Origin of the sequence: Bifidobacterium sp. SKU (assembly GCF_026016405.1) — a bacterium.
Lineage (GTDB): Bacteria > Actinomycetota > Actinomycetes > Actinomycetales > Bifidobacteriaceae > Bifidobacterium > Bifidobacterium bifidum.
In genome coordinates this window covers 1,003,349-1,024,124 of sequence record NZ_CP092890.1, presented here as the reverse complement: position 1 = coordinate 1,024,124, position 20,776 = coordinate 1,003,349, and the positions used below count along the sequence as shown (strand labels likewise).

17 protein-coding genes are annotated in these 20,776 nt (G+C 63.4%); 4 read left to right on the top strand and 13 right to left on the bottom strand.

Annotated features, from left to right (window positions below; all coding sequences use genetic code 11):
- Positions 1–44 precede the first annotated feature (44 nt).
- Positions 45–1,238, bottom strand: coding sequence for a chorismate synthase (aroC, locus tag MMB49_RS04295; protein ID WP_003816938.1), 1,194 nt, complete (start codon positions 1,236–1,238; stop codon positions 45–47).
- 46 nt (positions 1,239–1,284) lie between these two features.
- On the opposite strand from aroC, the gene MMB49_RS04290 reads away from it, so the two are divergent.
- A complete protein-coding gene (locus MMB49_RS04290; RefSeq protein ID WP_047272091.1) occupies positions 1,285–1,755 on the top strand; it encodes a prepilin peptidase in 471 nt (156 codons plus the stop codon).
- Here MMB49_RS04290 and mltG read toward each other — a convergent pair.
- From mltG to MMB49_RS04260, 6 genes are all read right to left on the bottom strand, one after another.
- Positions 1,752–2,939, bottom strand: a complete 1,188-nt coding sequence (mltG, locus tag MMB49_RS04285) for an endolytic transglycosylase MltG (RefSeq protein ID WP_003812867.1) — start codon at positions 2,937–2,939, stop codon at positions 1,752–1,754. The two genes, MMB49_RS04290 and mltG, sit on opposite strands and share 4 nt — an antisense overlap.
- Before the next feature lie 11 nt (positions 2,940–2,950).
- The gene (gene ruvX, locus MMB49_RS04280) at positions 2,951–3,409 is read right to left on the bottom strand and encodes a Holliday junction resolvase RuvX (protein ID WP_003812865.1); all 459 of its coding nucleotides are present in this window, start codon (positions 3,407–3,409) and stop codon (positions 2,951–2,953) included.
- 8 nt (positions 3,410–3,417) lie between these two features.
- A complete protein-coding gene (gene alaS / locus MMB49_RS04275) occupies positions 3,418–6,096 on the bottom strand; it encodes an alanine--tRNA ligase (protein ID WP_013363404.1) in 2,679 nt (892 codons plus the stop codon).
- A 112-nt stretch (positions 6,097–6,208) separates the two neighbouring features.
- Entirely contained in the window at positions 6,209–6,448 is a 240-nt protein-coding gene (locus MMB49_RS04270; RefSeq protein ID WP_003812861.1) for a hypothetical protein, read from the bottom strand.
- The gene (locus MMB49_RS04265) at positions 6,448–6,858 is read right to left on the bottom strand and encodes a DUF948 domain-containing protein (protein WP_003812859.1); all 411 of its coding nucleotides are present in this window, start codon (positions 6,856–6,858) and stop codon (positions 6,448–6,450) included. Before MMB49_RS04265 ends, MMB49_RS04270 begins: the two co-directional genes overlap by 1 nt.
- Before the next feature lie 120 nt (positions 6,859–6,978).
- Positions 6,979–7,653 carry a histidine phosphatase family protein gene (locus MMB49_RS04260; protein WP_003816928.1) on the bottom strand — a complete coding sequence of 225 codons (675 nt, stop codon included), beginning with the start codon at positions 7,651–7,653 and terminating at the stop codon, positions 6,979–6,981.
- A gap of 602 nt (positions 7,654–8,255) precedes the next feature.
- Here MMB49_RS04260 and MMB49_RS04255 point away from each other — a divergent pair.
- Complete coding sequence (locus MMB49_RS04255; protein WP_047272088.1) at positions 8,256–10,241, top strand: acyltransferase family protein; 1,986 nt, start codon at positions 8,256–8,258, stop codon at positions 10,239–10,241.
- Between the two features lie 134 nt (positions 10,242–10,375).
- Here MMB49_RS04255 and rpsD read toward each other — a convergent pair whose 3' ends face one another.
- From rpsD to MMB49_RS04225, 6 genes are all read right to left on the bottom strand, one after another.
- A complete protein-coding gene (rpsD, locus tag MMB49_RS04250) occupies positions 10,376–11,002 on the bottom strand; it encodes a 30S ribosomal protein S4 (RefSeq protein ID WP_003812853.1) in 627 nt (208 codons plus the stop codon).
- Between the two features lie 203 nt (positions 11,003–11,205).
- Positions 11,206–12,015: an ABC transporter ATP-binding protein gene (locus MMB49_RS04245; protein WP_409194282.1), complete on the bottom strand. Its 810-nt coding sequence runs from the start codon at positions 12,013–12,015 to the stop codon at positions 11,206–11,208.
- A gap of 12 nt (positions 12,016–12,027) precedes the next feature.
- Entirely contained in the window at positions 12,028–13,242 is a 1,215-nt protein-coding gene (locus MMB49_RS04240; RefSeq protein WP_003816923.1) for an ABC transporter permease, read from the bottom strand.
- Complete coding sequence (locus MMB49_RS04235; protein ID WP_003816922.1) at positions 13,239–13,637, bottom strand: DUF4418 family protein; 399 nt, start codon at positions 13,635–13,637, stop codon at positions 13,239–13,241. Before MMB49_RS04235 ends, MMB49_RS04240 begins: the two co-directional genes overlap by 4 nt.
- A 175-nt stretch (positions 13,638–13,812) precedes the next feature.
- A complete protein-coding gene (locus tag MMB49_RS04230; RefSeq protein WP_047272084.1) occupies positions 13,813–16,470 on the bottom strand; it encodes an ATP-dependent helicase in 2,658 nt (885 codons plus the stop codon).
- 63 nt (positions 16,471–16,533) lie between these two features.
- A complete protein-coding gene (locus tag MMB49_RS04225) occupies positions 16,534–18,537 on the bottom strand; it encodes an acyltransferase family protein (RefSeq protein WP_047272082.1) in 2,004 nt (667 codons plus the stop codon).
- 189 nt (positions 18,538–18,726) lie between these two features.
- Between MMB49_RS04225 and MMB49_RS04220 the strand changes: the two genes are divergently transcribed.
- Both MMB49_RS04220 and MMB49_RS04215 read left to right on the top strand, forming a co-directional pair.
- Positions 18,727–19,308, top strand: coding sequence for a xanthine phosphoribosyltransferase (locus tag MMB49_RS04220; RefSeq protein ID WP_047272079.1), 582 nt, complete (start codon positions 18,727–18,729; stop codon positions 19,306–19,308).
- 50 nt (positions 19,309–19,358) lie between these two features.
- Positions 19,359–20,714: a nucleobase:cation symporter-2 family protein gene (locus tag MMB49_RS04215; RefSeq protein ID WP_047272077.1), complete on the top strand. Its 1,356-nt coding sequence runs from the start codon at positions 19,359–19,361 to the stop codon at positions 20,712–20,714.
- The last annotated feature ends 62 nt before the right edge of the window (positions 20,715–20,776 follow it).

Sequence of the window (20,776 nt, the reverse complement as noted above, 5' to 3'; positions counted from 1 at the left end):
TGGTTCAGGACGTACGGTTCGTTGCGGATGACGTTACCGCGCCGTCAGCGCATGTGCTCCGGCCAGGAGGCGACGTACTGCTCGAAGTTGCGGCGCGTCTCCGCTACGCTGTCTCCGCCGAACTTGTCAAGGGCGTATCGCGCCAGGGTGAGCCGGACCATGGCCTCGGCCACGACGGAGGCCGCAGGCACGGCCGTGGTGTCGGAACGCTGGTTGATGGCGGATGCGGCCTCGCCGTCGGTGACGTCGACCGTGCGAAGGGCGCGCGGAATCGAGGGGATCGGCTTCATCGCGGCCCGTACGCGAATCGGCTGGCCGTTCGACATGCCCCCTTCGATGCCGCCCGCACGGTTGGTCAGTCGCGTGATGCGCCCATCTGCGCCGGGGACCATCTCGTCATGCGCCTGCGATCCGGGGCGCACGGCCTCCAGGAACCCGTCGCCGATCTCCACGCCCTTGATGGCCTGGATGCCCATGACCGCCGAGGCCAAGGCAGCGTCGAGCCGGCGATCCGATTCGACGTAGGTGCCGATGCCGGCGGGCACGCCGTATGCGAGCACTTCGATCACGCCGCCGACGGTATCGGCGGTGGACTTGATCTCGTCGATGCGCGCGATCATCCTCTCCTCGGCCGCCTTGTCCAGCGTACGCACCGGGGATGCGTCCAGCGCTTCGACGTCGTCGGGGGTCGGCAACGCTGCGTCATCGGCGTCCTCGACGCCCGCCCCTCCGATGGAGATCACATGCGACACGGTGCGAATGCCGAACGCCTGCTCAAGGAACCGCGCGGCGACCGCGCCCAGCGCCACGCGGGACGCGGTCTCGCGCGCGCTGGAGCGCTCCAGCACGGGTCTCGCGTCGTCGAACCCGTATTTGCGCATGCCGGTGAGGTCGGCGTGTCCCGGCCGCGGCCTGCTCAGCGGGGCGTTGCGCCCCTCACGCGGCAGATCGTGGTCGAGTGGATCCGCGCTCATCACCTCGGTCCATTTCGGCCATTCGGTGTTCGCGATCTCGATGGCCACCGGTGATCCCAGGGTCTCGCCGAAACGCACGCCGGTGAGCAGACGCACCTTATCCTGCTCGAACTTCATGCGCGCGCCGCGCCCGTATCCCAGGCGCCGTCTCGCCAATGCATCGACGACGTCATCGCTGGTGACCCGAACGCCCGCAGGCAGCCCCTCGATCATCGCGACCAGCGCCTCGCCGTGTGATTCCCCCGCCGTCTGCCAGCGCAACATGCCATGCTCCTTTGATTCAATCGGTAACTTCGCTATATCTTATGTCATGACCTACCTTGCATACCTTCCCAGCTTGATATGTGGTATCGCCGTGAGCGTCGAGGACATTCGGCGCCGGCGCGTGCCGCGCCTGTGGATCGCCATCGGGTGCCTGGCACAGCTGGTGGCGGTCATCATCGTCGCCGTCATGGCGAACACGATGTTCCTGCTGGTGCAGGCCCCTCTGTTCGCCGTGCTCAGTGCCGTGCTGCAGGCCGGGCTGTCGATGGTCAAGCCCGGATCGATGGGGTTCGGCGACGTGACCTGCACGCTGGCCATGGGCCTGGCCGTGGGGATGGCCGGGCTGACCGCCGTGGTGGTCTGGTGGCTGGCCATGGGTCTGCTGGGATTGGCATGGATGGCGCTGTGGCTAAGGTTCGATCCCCAGCGCCGATCCGACCATGCGGGCAAGGTCCCGTTCGCACCCGCGATCGTCTGCGCGGCGGTGGTCGCGGTCATCGCGACGACGCTGCTTTAGTTCGCGCTCTTGTTGTTGTCCTTGTATTCCTTGACGTACTGCTCGAACTGCGCGTTCTGCTCCTCGACGGAGCCGGTGGTGAATTTCGTCTCGCCGGTACTCAGGTTCACAGTGACGAAATACAGCCAGTCGCCCTGCTCCGGGTTCATCGCCGCCTGGATGGCGCTGTCTCCCGGATTGCTGATGGGCGTGGGGGTGAGTCCCTTGTTGACGCGCGTGTTGTATTTGTTCGACGAGTCGTTGAGCTGCGCGTTGGTCAGCTGCGTGCCGTTGATGCCCAGACCGTACGCGGTGGTCGAATCCATGCCCAGCGTCATGTCGCGGTCGAGACGGTTGAGGATGACGCGGGTCACCTTGCCGTAGTAATCGGGCGAATTGACCTCGGCCTCCGCGATGGAGGCGATGATCAGCAGCCGCTGCCGCTCGCTGCCGGTGGGCACGTGCATCTCGTTGAGCTTGGAGACGCGCTTGTCGACGATGGTCTTCAGGATCTTCTGCGCGGAGCCGAGTCCCTTGACGTCGTACTTGCCGGGTTCCAGCCATCCCTCGAAGTTGCCGCCGGCTTCCGCGGGCAGTATTCCCTCGCCTTTGGCGTCGATGATCTTCTGGAATTCGGATTCGTCGATCTCGCTGAGCGCCGCGGCCTTCTTGATGACGTCGGACACCCGCTCCCCCGCGTTGACGTCGAGGAAGCCCTCCGCCTTGCTCTGATCGGACAGGATCGCCGCCACGGACGACGCGGGCATGTGCTTGCGCAGCTGATAGGTGCCCGGATACAGCGTCATACCCGATGAGACACCGGTGAACGCGTCCGCGGACTTGACCACTTCGGCCTCGACGAGACGCTTGGCGATGCTGGACGGGCTCTCGCCCTGCGAGACGGTGAACTCCACGGACCCGTATCCCTGACCGCTGTAGTCCTGCACGGAGTAGGTGTCGCCGTCGTTGCGGTCCCTGATGGCGCGCAACGCCCTGACTCCGAAGAACCCGCCGGCTATGACCACGACGAGCACCGCGACGACCATGGTCAGCACGATGATGGTCTTGCGGCGGCGGACATTGCGCCGACGGCGCATTTCCCGCCGTGATTTCGGCGGTCTGGGGGGCTTTACCGACGTGGTGTTGCCTTTGGAGTCGACCCAATGGGTGTTCTCCTCGAAAAAATCGGCGAGGTCATCTGACACTAGCTCTCTCCTCACACTTTCATGGCGCCGTCCAGCGCGGTCTGCAATATCACGACAGCGGATTGCTGATCGACCACCGGACGATGACGGCGGGACCCGAGTTGCGCTTCCAGCAATTGCCGATGCGCGCTGACCGTGGTCAGCCGTTCATCCAATAATGTTACCTGAGGAATGTGGTACAACGCGAAATCGTGTTCATCCATCAAGTTGCGCATGCGCTTTTCCAGGTTCGCGCTCCAACGGCGAGCCTTCTTCGCGCTTTTTCCTTCGGTGCCGTCAAGTTGAAGCGGCAGTCCCACCACAATGTGGTCCACCGCTTCGTCCTCGATGACAGTAATGACGTCATCCAGCGCACGGAACGAATCGCCGTATGCCTGGATGTTGCCATAGGGATGGGCAAAGGTGAGCTCAGGGTCGGACAATGCGAGCCCGACCCTGGCGTCACCCAAATCAACGCCTAGCCATACCACCTGATGGTTCAGCCCTTCAGCGCCTCGGCCTCAAGTGCCTTCAGCGCCTCGTCGATGCAGCTCGCGTCGGAGCCGCCGCCCTGGGCGAAGTCCGGCTTGCCGCCGCCACCGCCGCCGAGCATCTTGGATGCCCCGCGAACCAGGTCGCCGGCCTTGATGCCGTTCTTGCGGGCGGCCTCGTTCGTGGCCACGGCGACCATCGGCTTGTCGTCCTCGGAGACGCCGGCAAGCGCTACGACGACCGACGCGTCCTCGCCGAGCTGGGCGCGGACGTCCATCACGGTCTTGCGCAGCGCGTCGAACGAGCCGAAGTGGCCGACGTTCTTCGCAGCGACCTTGACACGCGCCGCGGACGTCTTCGCGGCCGCGACGAGCTGGGGCACGGACGCGGCCAGCTGGCCTTCGTACATGGCGGCCAGACGGCGGTCGGATTCCTTGAGCTTGGCCAGCAGCGTGTTGACGCGCTCCGCCAGCTCGTCCGGACGTGCGTTGAGCTTGTCGGACAGCTGGGAGACCAGGGCGTGCTCGCGGGCGTTGAACTCGTAGGCGCCCTGGCCGACGACGGCATCCACACGGCGCACGCCGGAGCCGATCGAGGCTTCGGACATGATGTTGATCGAGCCGATCTTGCCGACGTGGTCGACGTGGGTGCCGCCACACAGCTCGCGGCTCCAGCCGTCCTCGCCGATGGAGACCACGCGCACGATGTCGCCGTACTTCTCACCGAACAGGTGCATCGCGCCGAGCGCGATCGCGTCGTCGAACTTCATTTCGGTGGTGGTGACGATCAGGTTGTCACGCAGACGGTCGTTGACTCGCGCCTCGACGGTGTTCATCACGTCCTTGCTCGGTGCCGACGACCACTGGAAGTCGAAGCGCAGGCGGTTCGGCGCGTCCTCGGATCCACGCTGCGTAGCCTGGGGGCCGAGCTCCTCGCGCAGGGCCTTGTGGACCATGTGCGTGGCGGTGTGCGAGCGGGCGATGGCGCCGCGGCGGGCGAGATCGATGCTCGCGCTCACCTCGGTGCCGACGACCAGCGTGCCTTCGGTCAGACGGCACTGGTGGACGATGAGATCCTTGATCGGCTTCTGCACGTCGTCGACTTCGAGCACCGCGCCATCGTCGGACAGGATCTCGCCCTGATCGGCGAGCTGGCCGCCGGCCTCGGCGTAGAACGGCGTACGGTCGAGGATGACCTCGACGTTCGCGGGGGCGCTGACGGCCGGAACCGAACCCTTGCCCTCCTGCATGATGCCGAGGACGCGGCCGCGAGCGGACATGTCGGTGTAGCCGAGGAAGTCGATGGGCTGCACGAGCGTCTTCTTGAAGTCGTCGTACACGCTCAGGTCAACGTTGTGGCGCTTCTTCAGCGCATCGGCACGGGCGCGGGACTTCTGCTCGCTCATCAGCTCGCGGAACTTGGCCTCGTCGACCTTGACGCCCTGGTCGGCCGCCATCTCCAGCGTCAGCTCGATCGGGAAGCCGTAGGTGTCGTGCAGCGTGAACGCGTCGTCGCCGGAGACGACCGGGTCGGAGGTCTTCTTCGCCTTGTTGACGGCGACGTCGAGGATTTCGATGCCGTTGTCGAGCGTGCGGCGGAACGCGTCCTCCTCGCCGTAGGCGGATTCGGAGACGTCATGGAACGTCTTTTCGAGCTCCGGGTAGCTGGCGACCATCGCGTCCTTGGAGACGGGAAGCAGGTGCGGGATCACCGGCTCGGTGACGCCCAGCACGCGCATGGCCTGGATGGTGCGACGCAGCAGTCGGCGCAGCACGTAGCCGCGGCCGACGTTGGACGGGCGCACGCCGTCGGACATGATCATCAGCGCGGAACGCACGTGGTCGGCCACGACGCGGAACTTGACGTCCGCGGCCGCGTCCTCGCCGTACTTGCGGCCGGAAAGCTGCTCAGCCGCCTCGATGACCGGGTAGACCTCGTCGGTCTCGTAGATGTTCTGCTTGCCCTGCATCAGGTAGGCCAGACGCTCCAGACCGGCGCCGGTATCGATGTTCTTCTGGTTGAGCTCGCCGACGATGTGCAGGTCGGTCTTGGACTTGACGTTGTCGACCTCGTAGTTCTCGAACACGAGATCCCAGATCTCGATGAAACGGGTCTCGTCGGCCGCGGGGCCGCCGTCCTTGCCGTATTCGGGTCCGCGGTCCACGTAGATCTCGGAGCAGGGGCCGCCGGGGCCGGGGCCGCCGGTGGTCCAGAAGTTGTCTTCCATGCCGAAGATCTGCATGTGCTCGGGGTCGAAGCCCTCGTTCTTCCAGATCGAGCGGGCTTCCTCATCATCGGTGTACGTGGTGACCCACAGCTTCTCGGGATCGAAGCCGTAACCACCTTCGGACTGCGGCGTGGTCAGCAGCTCCCAGGCGTAGTGGATCGCCTCCTCCTTGAAGTAGTCGCCGAAGGAGAAGTTGCCGAGCATCTGGAAGAAGGTGCCGTGACGGGTGGTCTTGCCGACCTCGTCGATGTCGAGCGTGCGCACGCACTTTTGGTTGGAGGCCATGCGCTTGTGGGGAGGGGTCTGCTCGCCGAGCAGGTACGGGATGAACGGCACCATGCCGGCGATGGTGAACAGCGTGGTCGGGTTCGGCGAGATCAGTGACGCCGAAGGCATGACCAGATGGTCGTGCTTGGAGAAGTAATCCAGATAGCGCTTCGCGATTTCTGAAGTGCGCATGAGTTGGTGAGCTCCCTTGTGGGTTGGGGCCGTGCTGGCCCGCATGCAAAATGATAGATAAAAATTTAAACAGCTGTTATGCGTGTGAAAGTGGGGGCATGCCCCGGATTCGCTACCGCGCGGCGCGGTCGATGTAATGTTGGTTGAGCTCAGCCTCGCGGGCTCGGCGGGTGGCGTTGAACTCGTTGACCAGGCCTTCCAGCGTCCTCATGCCCACATGGTCCTGATCCGGACCGAACACGAACGCTCGTGCGGCGTCAGGGGTGTTGGCCTTGACGTAGGCCTGGGCTTTGATGACGGCTAGGGCGCCGACGGTCACGCCGACACCGATCCAGAACAATCGTTTGAACATCACTGAGCCTTGCTTTCCTGCTGTCCGGAGCCTTCGACGGAGTCACGGCCGGTGCTCTTCTTGGCGACGAACGACTGCGCGGTGGATTTCAGCGCATAGAAGAACGACGCGATCTTGATGACGGGCTTGCCGAGGAACGAACCGTAAAGATCGGTCAGGGCGCCTACGTTGTTGGCAGTGGACGACGCGGCCGCGGAGATCCTGTTGACATCCTCAAGCGATTTGTTGACCTGCTTGACGGTGGTGACGCCCTCATCGAGGGCCGGGATGGCGTGCTCCCCCGACTCACGCACGGTGTCCGCAATCTGGTCGAACAGCTTGCCGAGGCGAATCAACGGATAGATCATGAAGCCCGCAAGCACGGCGAACGCTATTGCCGCGATAAGGCCGGCGATCTGGCCAACACCCATGTGTACCTCTTTTCCGTCCCACAGGCATACGCCCGTGCACACAATACCCGCAACACACTAGCCGTCACCCGAGACCGACGCTGCCGGCGGCATGCGGGTCGGCCGGCCCGGTCGCGCGTCTCACTGATTGTATGACACGACGGTGAGAGCCACTTCGAACGGCTTGGTCGTATCGAAATCAAGGCACGTAACCGACCCGTTGGCCGGCCTCTCGCTCAGGTCATACCCTTCCGGCGCGAAGCGGTGCATGAGGCTGAGCAGCGTATTGCCATGGGATATCTGCAGCACGTCGTCGCCGTCCTTGAGATCCGGGTTGGACGCGATCAGGGAAAACGCCCCGTGCACGCGGGCCCAGTATTCGGCGTCGGATTCCGCGTCGTGGAACGGGTCGGCCTCCTTGAGGAAGTCGCGGGTCGCGGCGAGGCCGTACTTGGCGACGATGTCGTTGTAGTCCTTCGCGCCGTGGGGCCCTCCCGCGGCCGTCCAGGCGAGCGACATGTCCTGACCTTCGAAATAGCCGTAGCACTGCTCGCGGAAATGCATGTCCGACACGAGCACCGGCCGGGCGTTGCCGACCTCCTCGTTCACGTCGAGGATGCGCTTCGCGGTGATCTGCGCACGCGACGTATCGGAGCAGTACGCGGCAGCAAACCGCACGTACTTGAGTTTTTCCGCCGCCTTGTCGGCGTCCGCCAACCCCGCTTCGGTCAGCGGCGCATTGCACCATCCCTGAAGTCGGTTATACCTGTTGAACGTGGTCTGTCCGTGGCGGACAAGATGCAGATGGAGAATCATACCGACGATTATTCCATGCTTCCCGCATGCCACAAAACCCGCCGCGCCCATCGCCACAGACCCCTCCAGTCTGCTAACGCCCCCGCTGGCGGGGGGCTGGCATGCGCGGCATGACTGGGGGTGGTTCTTAGCTCAATGGAACAGCCCGCACTCAGTCCCTACCCATCCGTCCGGCTGATTCGCTCCCATCCCGTGTGCCACACCAGGCGAAAAACACCCCAAAATCGCATGGTGTGGCACAGCAGAGAGCCACACCATGCGATGTGAGCCTTCACATCACGTGGTGTGGCAAAGCACGGGTCGCGGAAACCGCCATTTTCCAATGACCGGTGAATGGGCCCGGAATCGCCCTTGGCCACACCAGCCCCAAAACCCTCAAAAATCGCATGGTGTGGTACAGGCGATAGCCGGATGCGGTCGGCGGGGAATCATCCCCACGCCTTTCCCGCGAAAGTCCCATCCGGCGACGCGCAAACGGGACTTTCGCCGGATGAACACATATGAACACAGGTAAACACAAGCGCAAGAACACCAATGAACGCGAACGCGGGTTCAGGTCACAACTATAGCCATGAAACCCGCGGTGAAGTAGACTAGGCCACATGAGAGAGCAAGAACAGAAGGGGCTGCCTGACAGCCAGCGGCAAATCCGTTTCGACGGCATCGACGGCCTGCGTGCCGTGGCGATACTCGGCGTGGTCGCATTCCACACCCGCCCATCGCTGCTTGAGGGTGGTTTCATCGGTGTCACCATGTTCTTCGTGATCACCGGCTTCCTAGCGACTCGTTCGGTGATTCGCGCAGTGGACAGCCATGGCACGTTCCAGTATGGAAGGTATCTGGGGCGCCGGATCAAGAGGCTGTGGCCGGCAACACTGGCCACAATCGCCCTGACCGCTCCGTTCGCATGGCTGTTCGCCCCGAGCCTTCTCAACAAGGTGCGCGCCGACGCGCTTCCAGGCGCGCTGTTCGCCAGCAACTGGGTGAACATCTTCCGCAAACTTCCCTATTTCGCGGCGGCCGGACTCCCCTCCCCTCTGACGCACCTGTGGTTCCTTGCGCTGGTCATGCAGTTCTATCTCGTATGGCCGCTGCTGATCATGGCGATCGGCCGTCTCGTTCGCGCCAAATGGGCTCGGACCGTCGTGATGGTGATAATCGTGCTTGCGTCGAGCGCGGCGATGTGGCTGCTGTTCGATCCCGACGACACGTCGCGCGTGTATTACGGTACGGATACGAGGCTCGCGGAGCTGGCGATGGGGGCGATGCTGGCGATGCTGATGCAGCGTGCCGACCGGACCGCTGACGATCGCAAACAGACAGACGACGGTCGCGGCGCGTCCGCTATCATCCTGGACGTGTTCGGCTGGCTGTCGTTGCTGGCCCTATGCGCCGGTTTCTGGTTCATGAACGGCTATGACGACACGATGTATCACGGCGGGTACCTTGTCGCCGCCATATTGGGCGCCTTGGCCCTCGCCGGCGCCATCAGAGGAGTGAGCCTGCCGCGTGTGCTCGGCTGCGCTCCGCTGCGTTACCTAGGGTCACGCTCGTATTCGCTGTATCTCATGCATTACCCGCTGCTGCAGTTCATGAATCCCGCCACCCGCACCGAAGCACTGCCGTGGTGGGGATGGCTGATTGAGGCGGCCGTGATATGGACGGCGACGGAGGCGTTCTACCAGCTGGTCGAGGCCACTCGCATGTACGAGCCGACGCCGCGCAGCAGGCATGCGAGGGCATCGGTGGAGCCGAGCGGACGGCTGAGGCCGGGGTCATGGGTGATGGCGGCTCTCGGCATCGTCACCGTGGCCGCGCTCACCTGGGCGCCGGTGAATTGGGAGCAGATCGCCCACGACCGCATGATCCAACTCCGGCCCGAACTCGCCGAGCCGGCGAAGCCTCTCGCCCTGCCCAAGCCGAAGAGCATCGAAAAGCCCTCGGACGACGGTACGACGAGTAACAATGCCACGACGAATCAGACGAATGACGACGGCTCCGAGCGGAACGGAGACAGCGCAAAGCCGGCGTCTCCATCTGTCGCGCCCATTGCGGAGAAGGTGCCCGACAACCTGGATGCTTCGAAATACCACTATGACCCCAATACAGGAAGCTGCAACGCCGACATCATGATGATCGGCGATTCCGTCACCTCCGGCACGAAGGATGCGATCCAGGCGGCGTTTCCGAACGGATACATCAATGGCAAGCCGAACCGTCAGATGCCTCAGGCCGTCAGCGTGTTCCAACAGGCGACCACTGCCGGGCACAGCGGCAGCGTCATCATTTACGGGCTCGGAACGAACGGCATCATCCGCAACGAACAGGTGGTCCAGCAGCTGATCGACCTTGCGGGCGGCAAGCCGGTGTATTTCGTGACGATCCGTATGCCCTATCCGAACCAGGAGAAGAACAACAACTCGATGATGCGTGCCGCAGCCAGCCACAACGGCAATGTGGGCATCATCGACTGGTACAAGTACAGCGAGGGCCACGGCGAATACCTGTACGACGACGGCATCCATCCCAACATGACCGGCGCTTATGCGTATGCGACGATGCTGCGGCAGGCGGTGTGCGGCCAGTGACGATGAACGCGGCCGATGGCCGGTCGAACCCGTGAGAACAGGACCGGAATACACGAACGCCCCGGGCGCAATGCCACGGGGCGTTCGTGTGTATGTATGTCCTTACGCTGTAAATTACAGGTGGTGGATCCAGATCAGCGAGCGTAGAACTCGACGACGTACTGGATGTTGACCTGAACCGGGATCTCCTCGACTTCAGGCTTGCGGGTCAGGGTGGCCTTCAGGGAAGCCAGGTTCACGTCGAGGTAGCCGGGGACGGGCGGCAGCACATCGCGGTGCACGCCTTCGGCGGCGATCTGGAACGGAACCATGGTCTGGCTCTTGGCCCTCACCTGGATGGTCTGGCCGGGCTTGACACGGTAGGACGGACGATCCACGATGTTGCCGTCGACGAGGATGTGACGGTGCACCACGAACTGACGGGCCTGAGCAGTGGTACGGGCGATGCCGGCACGCAGCACGAGGTTGTCAAGACGGACTTCGAGATCGGTGAGCATCGCGTTACCGGTCTGGCCGGCGGTGCGGGTCGCCTTCTCGTAAGCGGAGCGAAGCTGCTTCTCGGAGACGCCGTACTGGGCGCGCAGGCGCTGCTTCTCGCGCAGACGAACCGCGTAATCGGATTCGGTGCGACGACGGGTGCGGCCGTGCTCACCGGGAGCGTACGGGCGCTTTTCGAAGATGCGCTGAGCCTTGGGGGTCAGTGCGATGCCGAGGGCGCGGGAAAGGCGCACCTGACGGCGAGAACGCTGAACGTTGGTCATTCTTGTTCCTTTATTCTGTCGTTATCTGAACGGAACGCGAGGCTGTCCCCGCGCTGAGTCGGCCTCCCCAGTGCTTCGTCGTGACGTGCACGAACGGCGGAAAACCGCCGCCGACCCACTGATGGGCTAAGACTCCAGATAGCATCCGCCTTATGGCAGACACAATCGTTTATAATCGCATACCCTATGGACGACCCTGCGTGTCAGGCTCCGCCGGCCGGGGTGAGCCGCCCCGCGTCCATGGCATACACGCGGTCGGCGTATGGCAACGTGTCGCCGTCATGGGTCACGATAAGCACCGCCGCCGTCTCATCGGCGACGTTGCGCAGCAGACGCATGACCATCGTGGTGCTCGTCGCGTCGAGATCACCGGTCGGCTCGTCGAGGATCAGCAGCTTCGGCCCGTTCATGAGCGCCCGGGCGATGGAGACGCGGCGCATCTCGCCACCCGACAGCTCCTTGGGATAGCTGTCGGACAGGTCAGCCACGCCGAGTCGATCCAGCAGCATCGTCGCCCGTCGCTCCAGGGCGTCGGGCTCGTGCTCCGCCGTGAGATCATCGTCGATGACGTCGGGCATGTCGGCATCGTCCTGCTCACGTGCGGAATCGGCCGCGCCGGCGGCATCGGCTTCGCCGGGCGCCGCAACATCATCCGGCACCACCGTTTTCTTCGCCGGGCCAAACAGCACGGCCGGAAGAATGACGTTGTCGAGCACGGTGAGGTTGCCGAGCAGCGTCTGTCCCTGCGTGACGAACCCGAGCGTCGCGTTGCGCAGCTGCGAGAGCTCCTTGTCCGACAGCTTGGAGACGTTTCGGCCGTCGATCTCGACGGTGCCGGACGTCGGCTTGAGCAGGCCAGCGATCAGATTGAGCAGCGTGCTTTTGCCGTTGCCGGAACGTCCGATGATGGCGACCAGTTCGCCCTGGTCCATGGAGAAGCTCACGTGGTCGACGGCGGCGAAACGCGCGCTGCGCCGGGTGAATTCACGGGTCAGATCATTGATTTCAAGCATCGCCATGATGAATCACTCCCCCTCGCGCAACGTGAGATAGGTTTCGGGCGCGGACAGCTTGACCGCGGTGACGATTGACGCCAGCAGTCCGGTCGCGACGGCGAACACGAGGCTTATGGCGACGAGCGCGACGACCTTGAGCGCGTCGGTCTGCAGGTATGGCAGCTGCAGCTGCCTGCTGATCAGCGTGTTGAACGGGAACACCGCCAGAGACGCGCCCGCGATGCCGATGACGCCACCGACCAGTCCGATCAGCGCCGATTCCTTGACGATGAGCGCAATCAGTGTGCCGCGCGTGGCGCCCATGATGCGGTAGGCCGCGAATTCCTTCTTCCGCTCGTTCATCGCGGATGCGAACACTGCCAGCAGCACGATGAGGCCCATGATCCAGAACACTGCGACGAACAGCGTGACGTACCCGACCAGCGCGTCGAGGTTGGTCTTGGTGGTGGCTGTCACGCCGCCCGGATACACGAATCCGAGCCCTTCGAGACCGGATTCCTTGGTGATGTTGAGCGAGACCTGCTTGGCGTCATACCCGTCCTTGACCTTGATGAGGATCGCGGAGACCGCCTTGTCGGCGTATTCGGCGGGGATGGCCGTGTGTCCCACCGACGACGAGTACGAGACGATCGAGGGGATGGTGGACATATTGACGAACACCGAATTGTCCAGGCTGGTGCCGGTCGAGCCGAGCTGGGCGGCGACCGGGAACTCATGCCCGTACAGCTTGATCGTGTTGTTGCCGGATACGCTGATGTTCGAGCCGGCTACGACTTCTCCGTCTTTCAGCGTCCCGTCGAACTGCGATGTGATCCAGGGGGTGATGACGAAGTCGGTCGCGGGGTTGAAGCCTATGATCTGCACCTTCTCGTCGCAGCATGCGGCCGCGAGCGATGATATGTACGTCTGGGCCGTGACTCGGGAGATGCCATCAGCCTTGGAGACCAGGTTCTCGATGTCGTTGGTGAAATAGAACGTGTTGGATCCGCCGTTGGTGAGCAGGGCCTCGGCTTTGGCGCCGGTATCCTGCGGCACCACCATGAGGTCGGCTCCCATGCGTTCCTGCATGCTGCGCAATCCGTTGCGCAGGTTCATGGACAGCAGCGAGCCGCCGAAGAACGCGAGCGTCAGCATCATGACGACGATGACGAGCGCAGCCGTGCGAAACGGCTTGCGCTTCAGGTTCTCCAGCGGCAGTCGTTTGAGAGTGATTCGTGTGATCATCGCTTGACGGGCTTGGAGTCAAGGTAGATGGCGACGACGGCGAACAGCAGTGCCAGAATGCCGATCACGATGAGCGTCGGCCTGGTGACCATATGGCAATGCATCATGGCGCCCTTGCACACGCCGATCAGCACCGTCGGCACGGCCAGCGACAGCAGTGCGTTCAAAGCGACGGCGATATTGAGACCTGTACGTATCTTCGGGCTGCAGAACAAAGCGATGATACCAAGCAGGGCGATGACCACGCCGATGCCAAGCTCCGCTTGCGCGGTGTAATGGCACGCCATGGGCATATTATCCTTGACCTCGCACACATGAGCGAATGCCTGCGGGGCGACGGCGATAAGCACGCCGAACACGATGGCCGGCAGCGATGCGAATAGTCTACGGAACATTGTTGTCTCCTCTCGGTTGAAGATGGACATCGACGATTATGTCAACCGTTTCCGGGAAACACAAGCCTTGACTTTTCAACGCTTTTCATATATGCGCCGGTCATCCGCCGGTACGGTCCCACCACCATCCTCCCGCTGGCGGGAGGTGGCGCGAAGCCGCCGGTGGGTGGTTACCTCAGAGCTTCTCCAGCGGCGCCACGCGCAGCATCAGCCGCTTGACGCCCGACGAGCCGAAATCAACCGTGATTACGGAGTTACGGCCCTTGTCCTGCGTGTCGACGACGGTGCCCAGCCCGTACTGGTCATGCGTGACCTTGTCACCGGCATGGAAGTCGGCGATGTTGAGGTTATTGTCCTTGCTGAGCGACGAGGCCGGTTTGGCCGACGAGAGAGATGACTTGGGAGCGGTGCGGCGCGTCGTGACCTTGCCGCCACGCGACAATCCCGTGGATGAGCCGAACCGGCTGCCCGACCCGTACTGCTGTCCGGAGCCCTGACGGCCGGAGCCGCCGTGGCGCGAAGATGAGCCGAATCCCCTGGCCCCGCCATATGACGAGCCCGATCCGCCGCGCGAACCGGAGCCGAACGACGAGGAACCACCGTACGAGGAACGTCCACGAGAACCGTATGACGAGGAACCACCGTACGAGGACGACCCGCCGTATGTGGTGCCGCCGAAGTCGTCATCGTCCCATCCGCCGAACTCGTCGTCGAAGCCGCGGCGTGACCAGCCGGAGCGCATGCCCTCCATGCCGGTTTCGCGCCGTTTCCAGTCGATGAGCCGGTCGGGGATCTCATCGAGGAACTGGCTGGGCATCATCTCGTTGGCCTGCCCCCACTGCGCGCGCACGGCGGCACGGGTGACGTACAAACGACGCTTGGCACGCGTGATGCCGACATATGCCAGACGACGCTCCTCAGAAAGCTCGTCGGCGTCCTCCATCGCCCGCGAGTGCGGGAACGTGCCCTGCTCCATGCCGGTGAGGAACACGACGGGGTATTCCAGGCCCTTGGCGGTGTGCAGAGTCATCAACGTGACCTTGCCGGAGTCCTCGCCCTCGGAGGGCAGCTGGTCGGAGTCCGCCACCAGCGCCGTGGTCTCCAGGAATCCCGCGAGTGTGGCGTCCGGCGTGTTCTGCTCGAATTCGGCGGCGACGGACTGCAACTGGGACAGGTTCTCCACGCGGGAGGCATCCTGTGGATCCTCGGACCGCTGCAGTTCTTCGAGCAGACCGGACTGCGAGAGCACCTCCCCCACCACTTCGGACGGCTTGCCGTCATGTTCGGCCGCGAACGCGCTCAGGGAGCGCATCAGATCCCTGAATGCGGCGAGCTGCTTGCCGGTACGGGTGGGCACGCCGTCGATCTGGTCAAGATGGTCAATGCCGTCCCAGAACGTGGTCGCATGAGCATCGGCATATGAAACGATGATCGATTCGGCACGAGGTCCGAGACCGCGCTTGGGCACGTTGAGGATGCGCCGCATGTTGACGTTGTCGGCCGGATTGACGATGGCCTGCAGATACGCGATGGCGTCCTTGACCTCCCGCCGCTCATAGAACCGCGTGCCGCCGACCAGCTGATACGGCAGTCCGGCATGCACGAGCGCGCCTTCAAGCGCACGCGACTGCGCGTTGGCACGGTACATGATGGCCATGTCCGAATACGGCGTGCCCTCCTCGGCGCGGACGCGAGCGATCTCCCCCGCTATCCACGCGGCCTCCTGCTCGGCGTTGTCCGCGGCATAGCCGACGATCGGGTCCCCGCTGCCCAATGCGGTCCACAGCTTCTTGGGCTTGCGACCCTGGTTGTTGGCGATGACCGCGTTGGCCGCGTCGAGGATGGTCTGCGTGGAACGGTAGTTCTGTTCGAGCATGATGGTCTTCGCGTTGGGGAAATCCTGCTCGAAATCCTGGATGTTGCGGATGTCCGCGCCGCGGAACGCATAGATCGACTGGTCGGAGTCACCGACGACGGTGATCCATGCCGGGCCGGCCCGCCCCGCCGAGGGGGCGTCCGGCACGACCTGCCCGGCCGCGTCCACGCCCGCCAGCTCGCGGATCAGCTCGTATTGGGCATGGTTCGTGTCCTGGTATTCGTCGACGAGGATATAACGGAACTTATGACGGTAATAGTCGGCCACCTGCGGTTGGGTGCGCAGCAGTTCGACCGTCCGGCCGATCAGATCGTCGAAGTCGACGGCGTTCGCCATGGCCAGACGATGCTGGTATTCGGCGTAGATGACGGAATACAGCACCTCGATGTCGCCGAAATTGCCGATCTGATAACCGCGCTGGCCGGGCCGGTAGTCGGGCGCGTAGCGCTTGAGCTGCTCCTGCCAGCCGATCAGTGAGTTCTTGTAGTCGGAGATGCGCGAGAGGATCGCGCGCGGCGTGTAGCGCTTGAGGTCGATGTTGAGATCGGCGCCGACCAGCTTGACGAGGCGCTCGCAGTCGGCGGTGTCATAGATGGAGAAGCCCGACGCCAGCCCTATCGACTGGCCGTCACGCCTGAGGATGCGCACGCATGCGGAATGGAACGTCGACACCCACATGCGCTGGGCGACCGGTCCGATCAGACCTTCGAGGCGTTCGCGCATTTCAGCGGCCGCCTTGTTGGTGAAGGTGATGGCGAGGATCTGGCTCGGCCATGCTCCGAATTGCGTGAGGATCCACGCGATGCGCCGGGTGAGCACGCGTGTCTTGCCGGATCCTGCGCCGGCGCCGATCAGCAGTGCGGGCCCCCGGTACTGCACCGCCTCGGCTTGCTGCGGGTTGAGGTCGCCGACGAGTTCCTCGGCGCTTCTTGCGATGAGATCCGGATCCTGCTGCACGCTGCTCCCCCTGACGGTTGACGATGATTCGGCTTTCCTGTTTACCACATGGTTCGGTCAGTGTCACTCGATATGGGCGACCTCCCATTCCGCCAACGCGTTCCTCAGACCGGAGGCATACAGGTCTTCGCCTTGTCCGGCCTGCGGGTGGATGCCGTCCGGTCCGAGCCAATCGGTGTGTGCCGCGATAGCACTGTTCCAGTCGACCAGAATCGAATCGGTGGGATGCTTGCGCACGTAGTCGGAGGCCGCCTGATTGGCCACGGGAATCCACTCGCGGTCGCCATACGCATTGATGATGACCAGCACATGCCCATCACCCGCCGCGGCCGCAATCCGCTCGTATTCGCCGACCGTGGTCGCGCTGTTCGTGTTCAGCGAGATCACCACGTACTTGCGCAGACGGCCTTCCGCCTTCATCTGCGCGACGATACCGGGCGCGGTCAGGATGGACCGCGACACCTGGGCGTCCACGGCGATGCCGGGCAGTGACTTCTGCAATGCCGCCGACGCGCCCACGGTGACGGAGTCGCCGATCACGGAGACGTCCTCGCCGTTCAGGGTCTTCTCGATGGCTGCCTTGGCCTCCTCGCGGCGCTTGCGCTCCTCCTCGGCGCGTTTCTTCGCCTCGGCCGCGGCCTTGGCGTCCATCTTGCGCTGACGTTCCTTCTTGGCGAGCGCGCTCTGGTTCTTCTCCAGCATGATCTGTGTCTGCGTCTTCGCCGGGGCCTGGGCCACACCCATGAAGAACCCGATGACGATCAGTACCACAACCGACACGGTGACGACCATGCGCATCGTCTTCGCGGTACGGGAGCTGCGGGATGCGACGACCGGCGCGTCTTGCGGCGAGGGCAGGGGCGCAGCCTGAGAGTACGGCTGAGTGAACTCGACGTTGTTGAGGTGCGTCCCATACACGCCACGTGCCCGCGCGCTGCCGACCCGTCGCGGAGCCGAACGTTGCGCCACCGTGCGGCGGGGAGCCGACTTGTCGCGCTTGGACTTGATCCATTCCGCGACCGGATTCTCCACCATCCACCATGACACCGCGGTCATCACGAGGCTCAGCAGCAACGTGAGCGCCTGGACCACCCACAATCCGCTGCCACGGTAACCGGGAAGCATGAGCTGCAGCAGCAGGTACAACGGCCAATGCCACAGGTACATGCCATACGAGTATTTGCCCAGCAGCGCGAGCGGACGCCAGCCGAACAGGCCGATCATCCATGAATCCTTGGAAATGCTGCCGCCGATCAGCACTACGGTGAGCACAGAGGCCAGAATCAGACCGCCGCGGAACGCTGACGCATCCTGCCCGACGCGCGGCATCATCATGATCAACACGACCAGTGCGCCAGTGGCCAGCCAGGGCATAACCATGGTGAACAGGCGGCGCGGCTCGGCGTCAGACTCCTCGCTGTGCCGCACGACGAACGCCAGCGCGACACCCAACAGCATGCCAAAACAGTGCGTGTCCGTGCCGAAATACACGCGTGTGGGGTCGGCGGACGGGTTGTACAGCACCCACATTCCACACGCGGACAGCGCGGCGAGCAGCACCGGCACCAACGCCTGCACGAACGTGGAGCCGATTCTGTGCAGCACGGCCGTCAAAAGCGGCAGCACCAGCGTCGCTTGGGCCAGCAGCGCCACGAACCATAAGTGCCGCAGCAATTGCGGCGACGTCGCCGCGAAATAGCTGTCTCCGGAGAAGATCTCCCCCCAATTCGACGTGAATGTCAGCGCGGAGACGCTTTTGCCCGGCACCCCCACCAGAATGTCATGGTTGACGAACAGGCCGAGCGACACCGAGCCGGCGATCATGAACGCCATCGCCGGCCACAGTCGAGACAACCTGCGCAGATAGAAATTGCCAAGACGCAGTCTGCCGGTACGGTCGATCTCACGAAGGACGCTCAGGGCGAGCAGGAAGCCGGATACGGTGAAGAACACGTCCACGCCAATGAAACCGCCGGGCAGCGAGCGTTGCGACAGGTGATACCAGATGATGCCGATCAGGGCGAATCCCTTGATACCGTCCAGGCTCTCATAGCGGTCATTGCGCATGCTGATACTCCTTACACGACTTCCCGTTCCGTCGAGGTTATGCTAGAGCATCCCCCTCCCAAAAACATTTTGGAATCACAAAGTGTTCGTCAAGGACTCGTGGCGGATTCATACAGGTCGCCGCGGTCATCTGCATGGCGTATGCTGTCCCTCTGTCCTATTCATTGACGGTACAGGCAAAGGGGACTTATGAAGGAGCTGGAAGAGCGCATTCGGCGTGATGGAACGGTCAAGACCGGTGACGTGCTCAAGGTGGACGCGTTCTTGAACCATCAGTGCGACGTGCGTCTGTTCGACCATATGGGGCAGGAGTGGGCCCGGCATTTCGCCGGCAAGACCATCACCAAGATCCTGACCATCGAGGCGTCGGGCATTGGCATCGCCTGTTGCGCCGCGCGCCACTTCGGCGATGTTCCGGTGGTGTTCGCCAAGAAGGCCCAGTCCATCAACCTCGACGGCGACCAGTACACCACCACGGTGTACTCGTTCACCAAGCGCAAGGAGTTTCCCGTCATCGTGTCCAAGAAATATTTGGACGCCGACGACCACGTGCTGCTCATCGATGATTTCCTGGCGAACGGCAAGGCGTTGCATGGGCTCATCGAGCTGTGCCATGCGGCGGGGGCGAGTGTCGAGGGAATCGGCATCGCGGTCGAGAAGGGGTTCCAGGGCGGCGGTGACGAACTGCGCGCGCAGGGCTATGACGTGGATTCGCTGTCCATCGTCGAGTCCATGAATCCCGAGACCGGCGAGATCACGTTCAGGGACTGAGTCCGGAACAGCAGAGAGCAACGGTAGAGCAGAGGAGAGAAAAGGAAACCATGTCGCAGAAGAAAACGAAGAATTCCGTATCGTTCGAGGCGCTGTCCTCGCTGGACGCGCCCGTGTCGTTCTGGAAGGGCATTCCGTTCGGCCTGCAGCATGTGATGGCGATGTTCGTCGCCAATCTAGCCCCGATATTCATCGTCGCCAACGCGGCGAAGATGACGCCCGCGCAATCGGCGGCCGTGATTCAGTCGGGTCTGCTGGTGGCGGGTCTCGGCACCTGCCTGCAGTTGTATGGCGCGTGGCTGATCGGCTCGCGGCTGCCGATGGTGACGGGCATCTCGTTCACCTATGTGGCCGCCGCGGCCGCGATCTGCGCCGACAAGGGTTACGGAGCCGTGGTCGGCGCGGTGATCGTCGGCGGTCTGCTTGAGCTGGTGCTGGGCCTGACCGCCCGGTACTGGCGCCGTTTCGTGCCTCCGATCGTCTCCGCCATCGTGGTGACGTCCATCGGCTTCTCGCTGCTGACCGTGGGCGCCACGAGTTTCGGCGGCGGTGACGCGTCCGCCGCGGACTTCGGATCCTGGCAGAACCTGACGCTGGGTCTCATTTCGCTGGTCGCCTGTCTGGCGTTCCAATTGCTGATGAAGGGCACCGCCAAACAGCTGTCCGTGCTGTTCGGCCTGGTGGTCGGCTATGCGGTGGCGATTTGCATGGGCAAGGTCGATTTTTCCGGGTTCCAGGAGCTTTCCGTCGTTTCGCTGCCGCAGTTCATGCCGTTCAAGCCCGAGTTCGATTGGGGCGCGATCATCTCCATCGGACTGCTGTACGTGGTCTCGTCCGTCGAGGTTCTGGGAGACACCGCCGCACTGACCAAGGTGGGTCTGAACCGTACGCCGACCGAGCGTGAGACGGCCGGAGCGATCGCCGGCGACGGCCTGATCTCCTCGGTCTCCGGACTGTTCGGATGCCTGCCGCTGACCAGTTTCGCCCAGAACATCGGACTGGTGGCGATGACGAAGGTCGTCAACCGCAAGGTGATCCTGTCCGGCGGACTGATCCTGATTCTGGCGAGCTTCGTGCCTGCCGTGGCGGAGGCGTTCAACTCGCTGCCGCAAGCGGTGCTCGGCGGCTGCACGATCATGATGTTCGGCAACATCATTCTTTCCGGATTCCAGATGATCGCCGAAGCCGGCTTCACCCAGCGCAACATCACCATCGCCGCGTTGAGCCTGACCATCGGCATCGGCTTCACGCAGGTGAGCGACATCTTCGCGCAGTTCCCGGCCCTGTTCCGCCAGATCTTTGCCTCGAACTGCATCGCCGTGGCTTTCGTGGTGGCCGTGATCCTCAACGCTGTGCTGCCCGGCGAAGAACGATTCCTCTCCGCCCCCGCCAAGAACGAGGACTAAAAAATCTAAGCTGCAGAGCATCTGCCATCTCCAGTCGCGAAGCGACTGGAGATGGTCATTGG

Bases quoted from the DNA above. Each gene is read 5' to 3' on its own strand.
- MMB49_RS04235 (WP_003816922.1), bottom strand. From the start codon at position 13,637: ATGTTCCGTAGACTATTCGCATCGCTGCCGGCCATCGTGTTCGGCGTG.
- MMB49_RS04220 (WP_047272079.1), top strand. From the start codon at position 18,727: ATGAAGGAGCTGGAAGAGCGCATTCGGCGTGATGGAACGGTCAAGACC.
- MMB49_RS04240 (WP_003816923.1), bottom strand. From the start codon at position 13,242: ATGATCACACGAATCACTCTCAAACGACTGCCGCTGGAGAACCTGAAG.
- MMB49_RS04215 (WP_047272077.1), top strand. From the start codon at position 19,359: ATGTCGCAGAAGAAAACGAAGAATTCCGTATCGTTCGAGGCGCTGTCC.
- alaS (WP_013363404.1), bottom strand. From the start codon at position 6,096: ATGCGCACTTCAGAAATCGCGAAGCGCTATCTGGATTACTTCTCCAAG.
- MMB49_RS04245 (WP_409194282.1), bottom strand. From the start codon at position 12,015: ATGCTTGAAATCAATGATCTGACCCGTGAATTCACCCGGCGCAGCGCG.
- rpsD (WP_003812853.1), bottom strand. From the start codon at position 11,002: ATGACCAACGTTCAGCGTTCTCGCCGTCAGGTGCGCCTTTCCCGCGCC.
- MMB49_RS04290 (WP_047272091.1), top strand. From the start codon at position 1,285: ATGACCTACCTTGCATACCTTCCCAGCTTGATATGTGGTATCGCCGTG.
- MMB49_RS04270 (WP_003812861.1), bottom strand. From the start codon at position 6,448: ATGTTCAAACGATTGTTCTGGATCGGTGTCGGCGTGACCGTCGGCGCC.
- MMB49_RS04225 (WP_047272082.1), bottom strand. From the start codon at position 18,537: ATGCGCAATGACCGCTATGAGAGCCTGGACGGTATCAAGGGATTCGCC.
- MMB49_RS04265 (WP_003812859.1), bottom strand. From the start codon at position 6,858: ATGGGTGTTGGCCAGATCGCCGGCCTTATCGCGGCAATAGCGTTCGCC.
- MMB49_RS04260 (WP_003816928.1), bottom strand. From the start codon at position 7,653: ATGATTCTCCATCTGCATCTTGTCCGCCACGGACAGACCACGTTCAAC.
- MMB49_RS04255 (WP_047272088.1), top strand. From the start codon at position 8,256: ATGAGAGAGCAAGAACAGAAGGGGCTGCCTGACAGCCAGCGGCAAATC.
- aroC (WP_003816938.1), bottom strand. From the start codon at position 1,238: ATGTTGCGCTGGCAGACGGCGGGGGAATCACACGGCGAGGCGCTGGTC.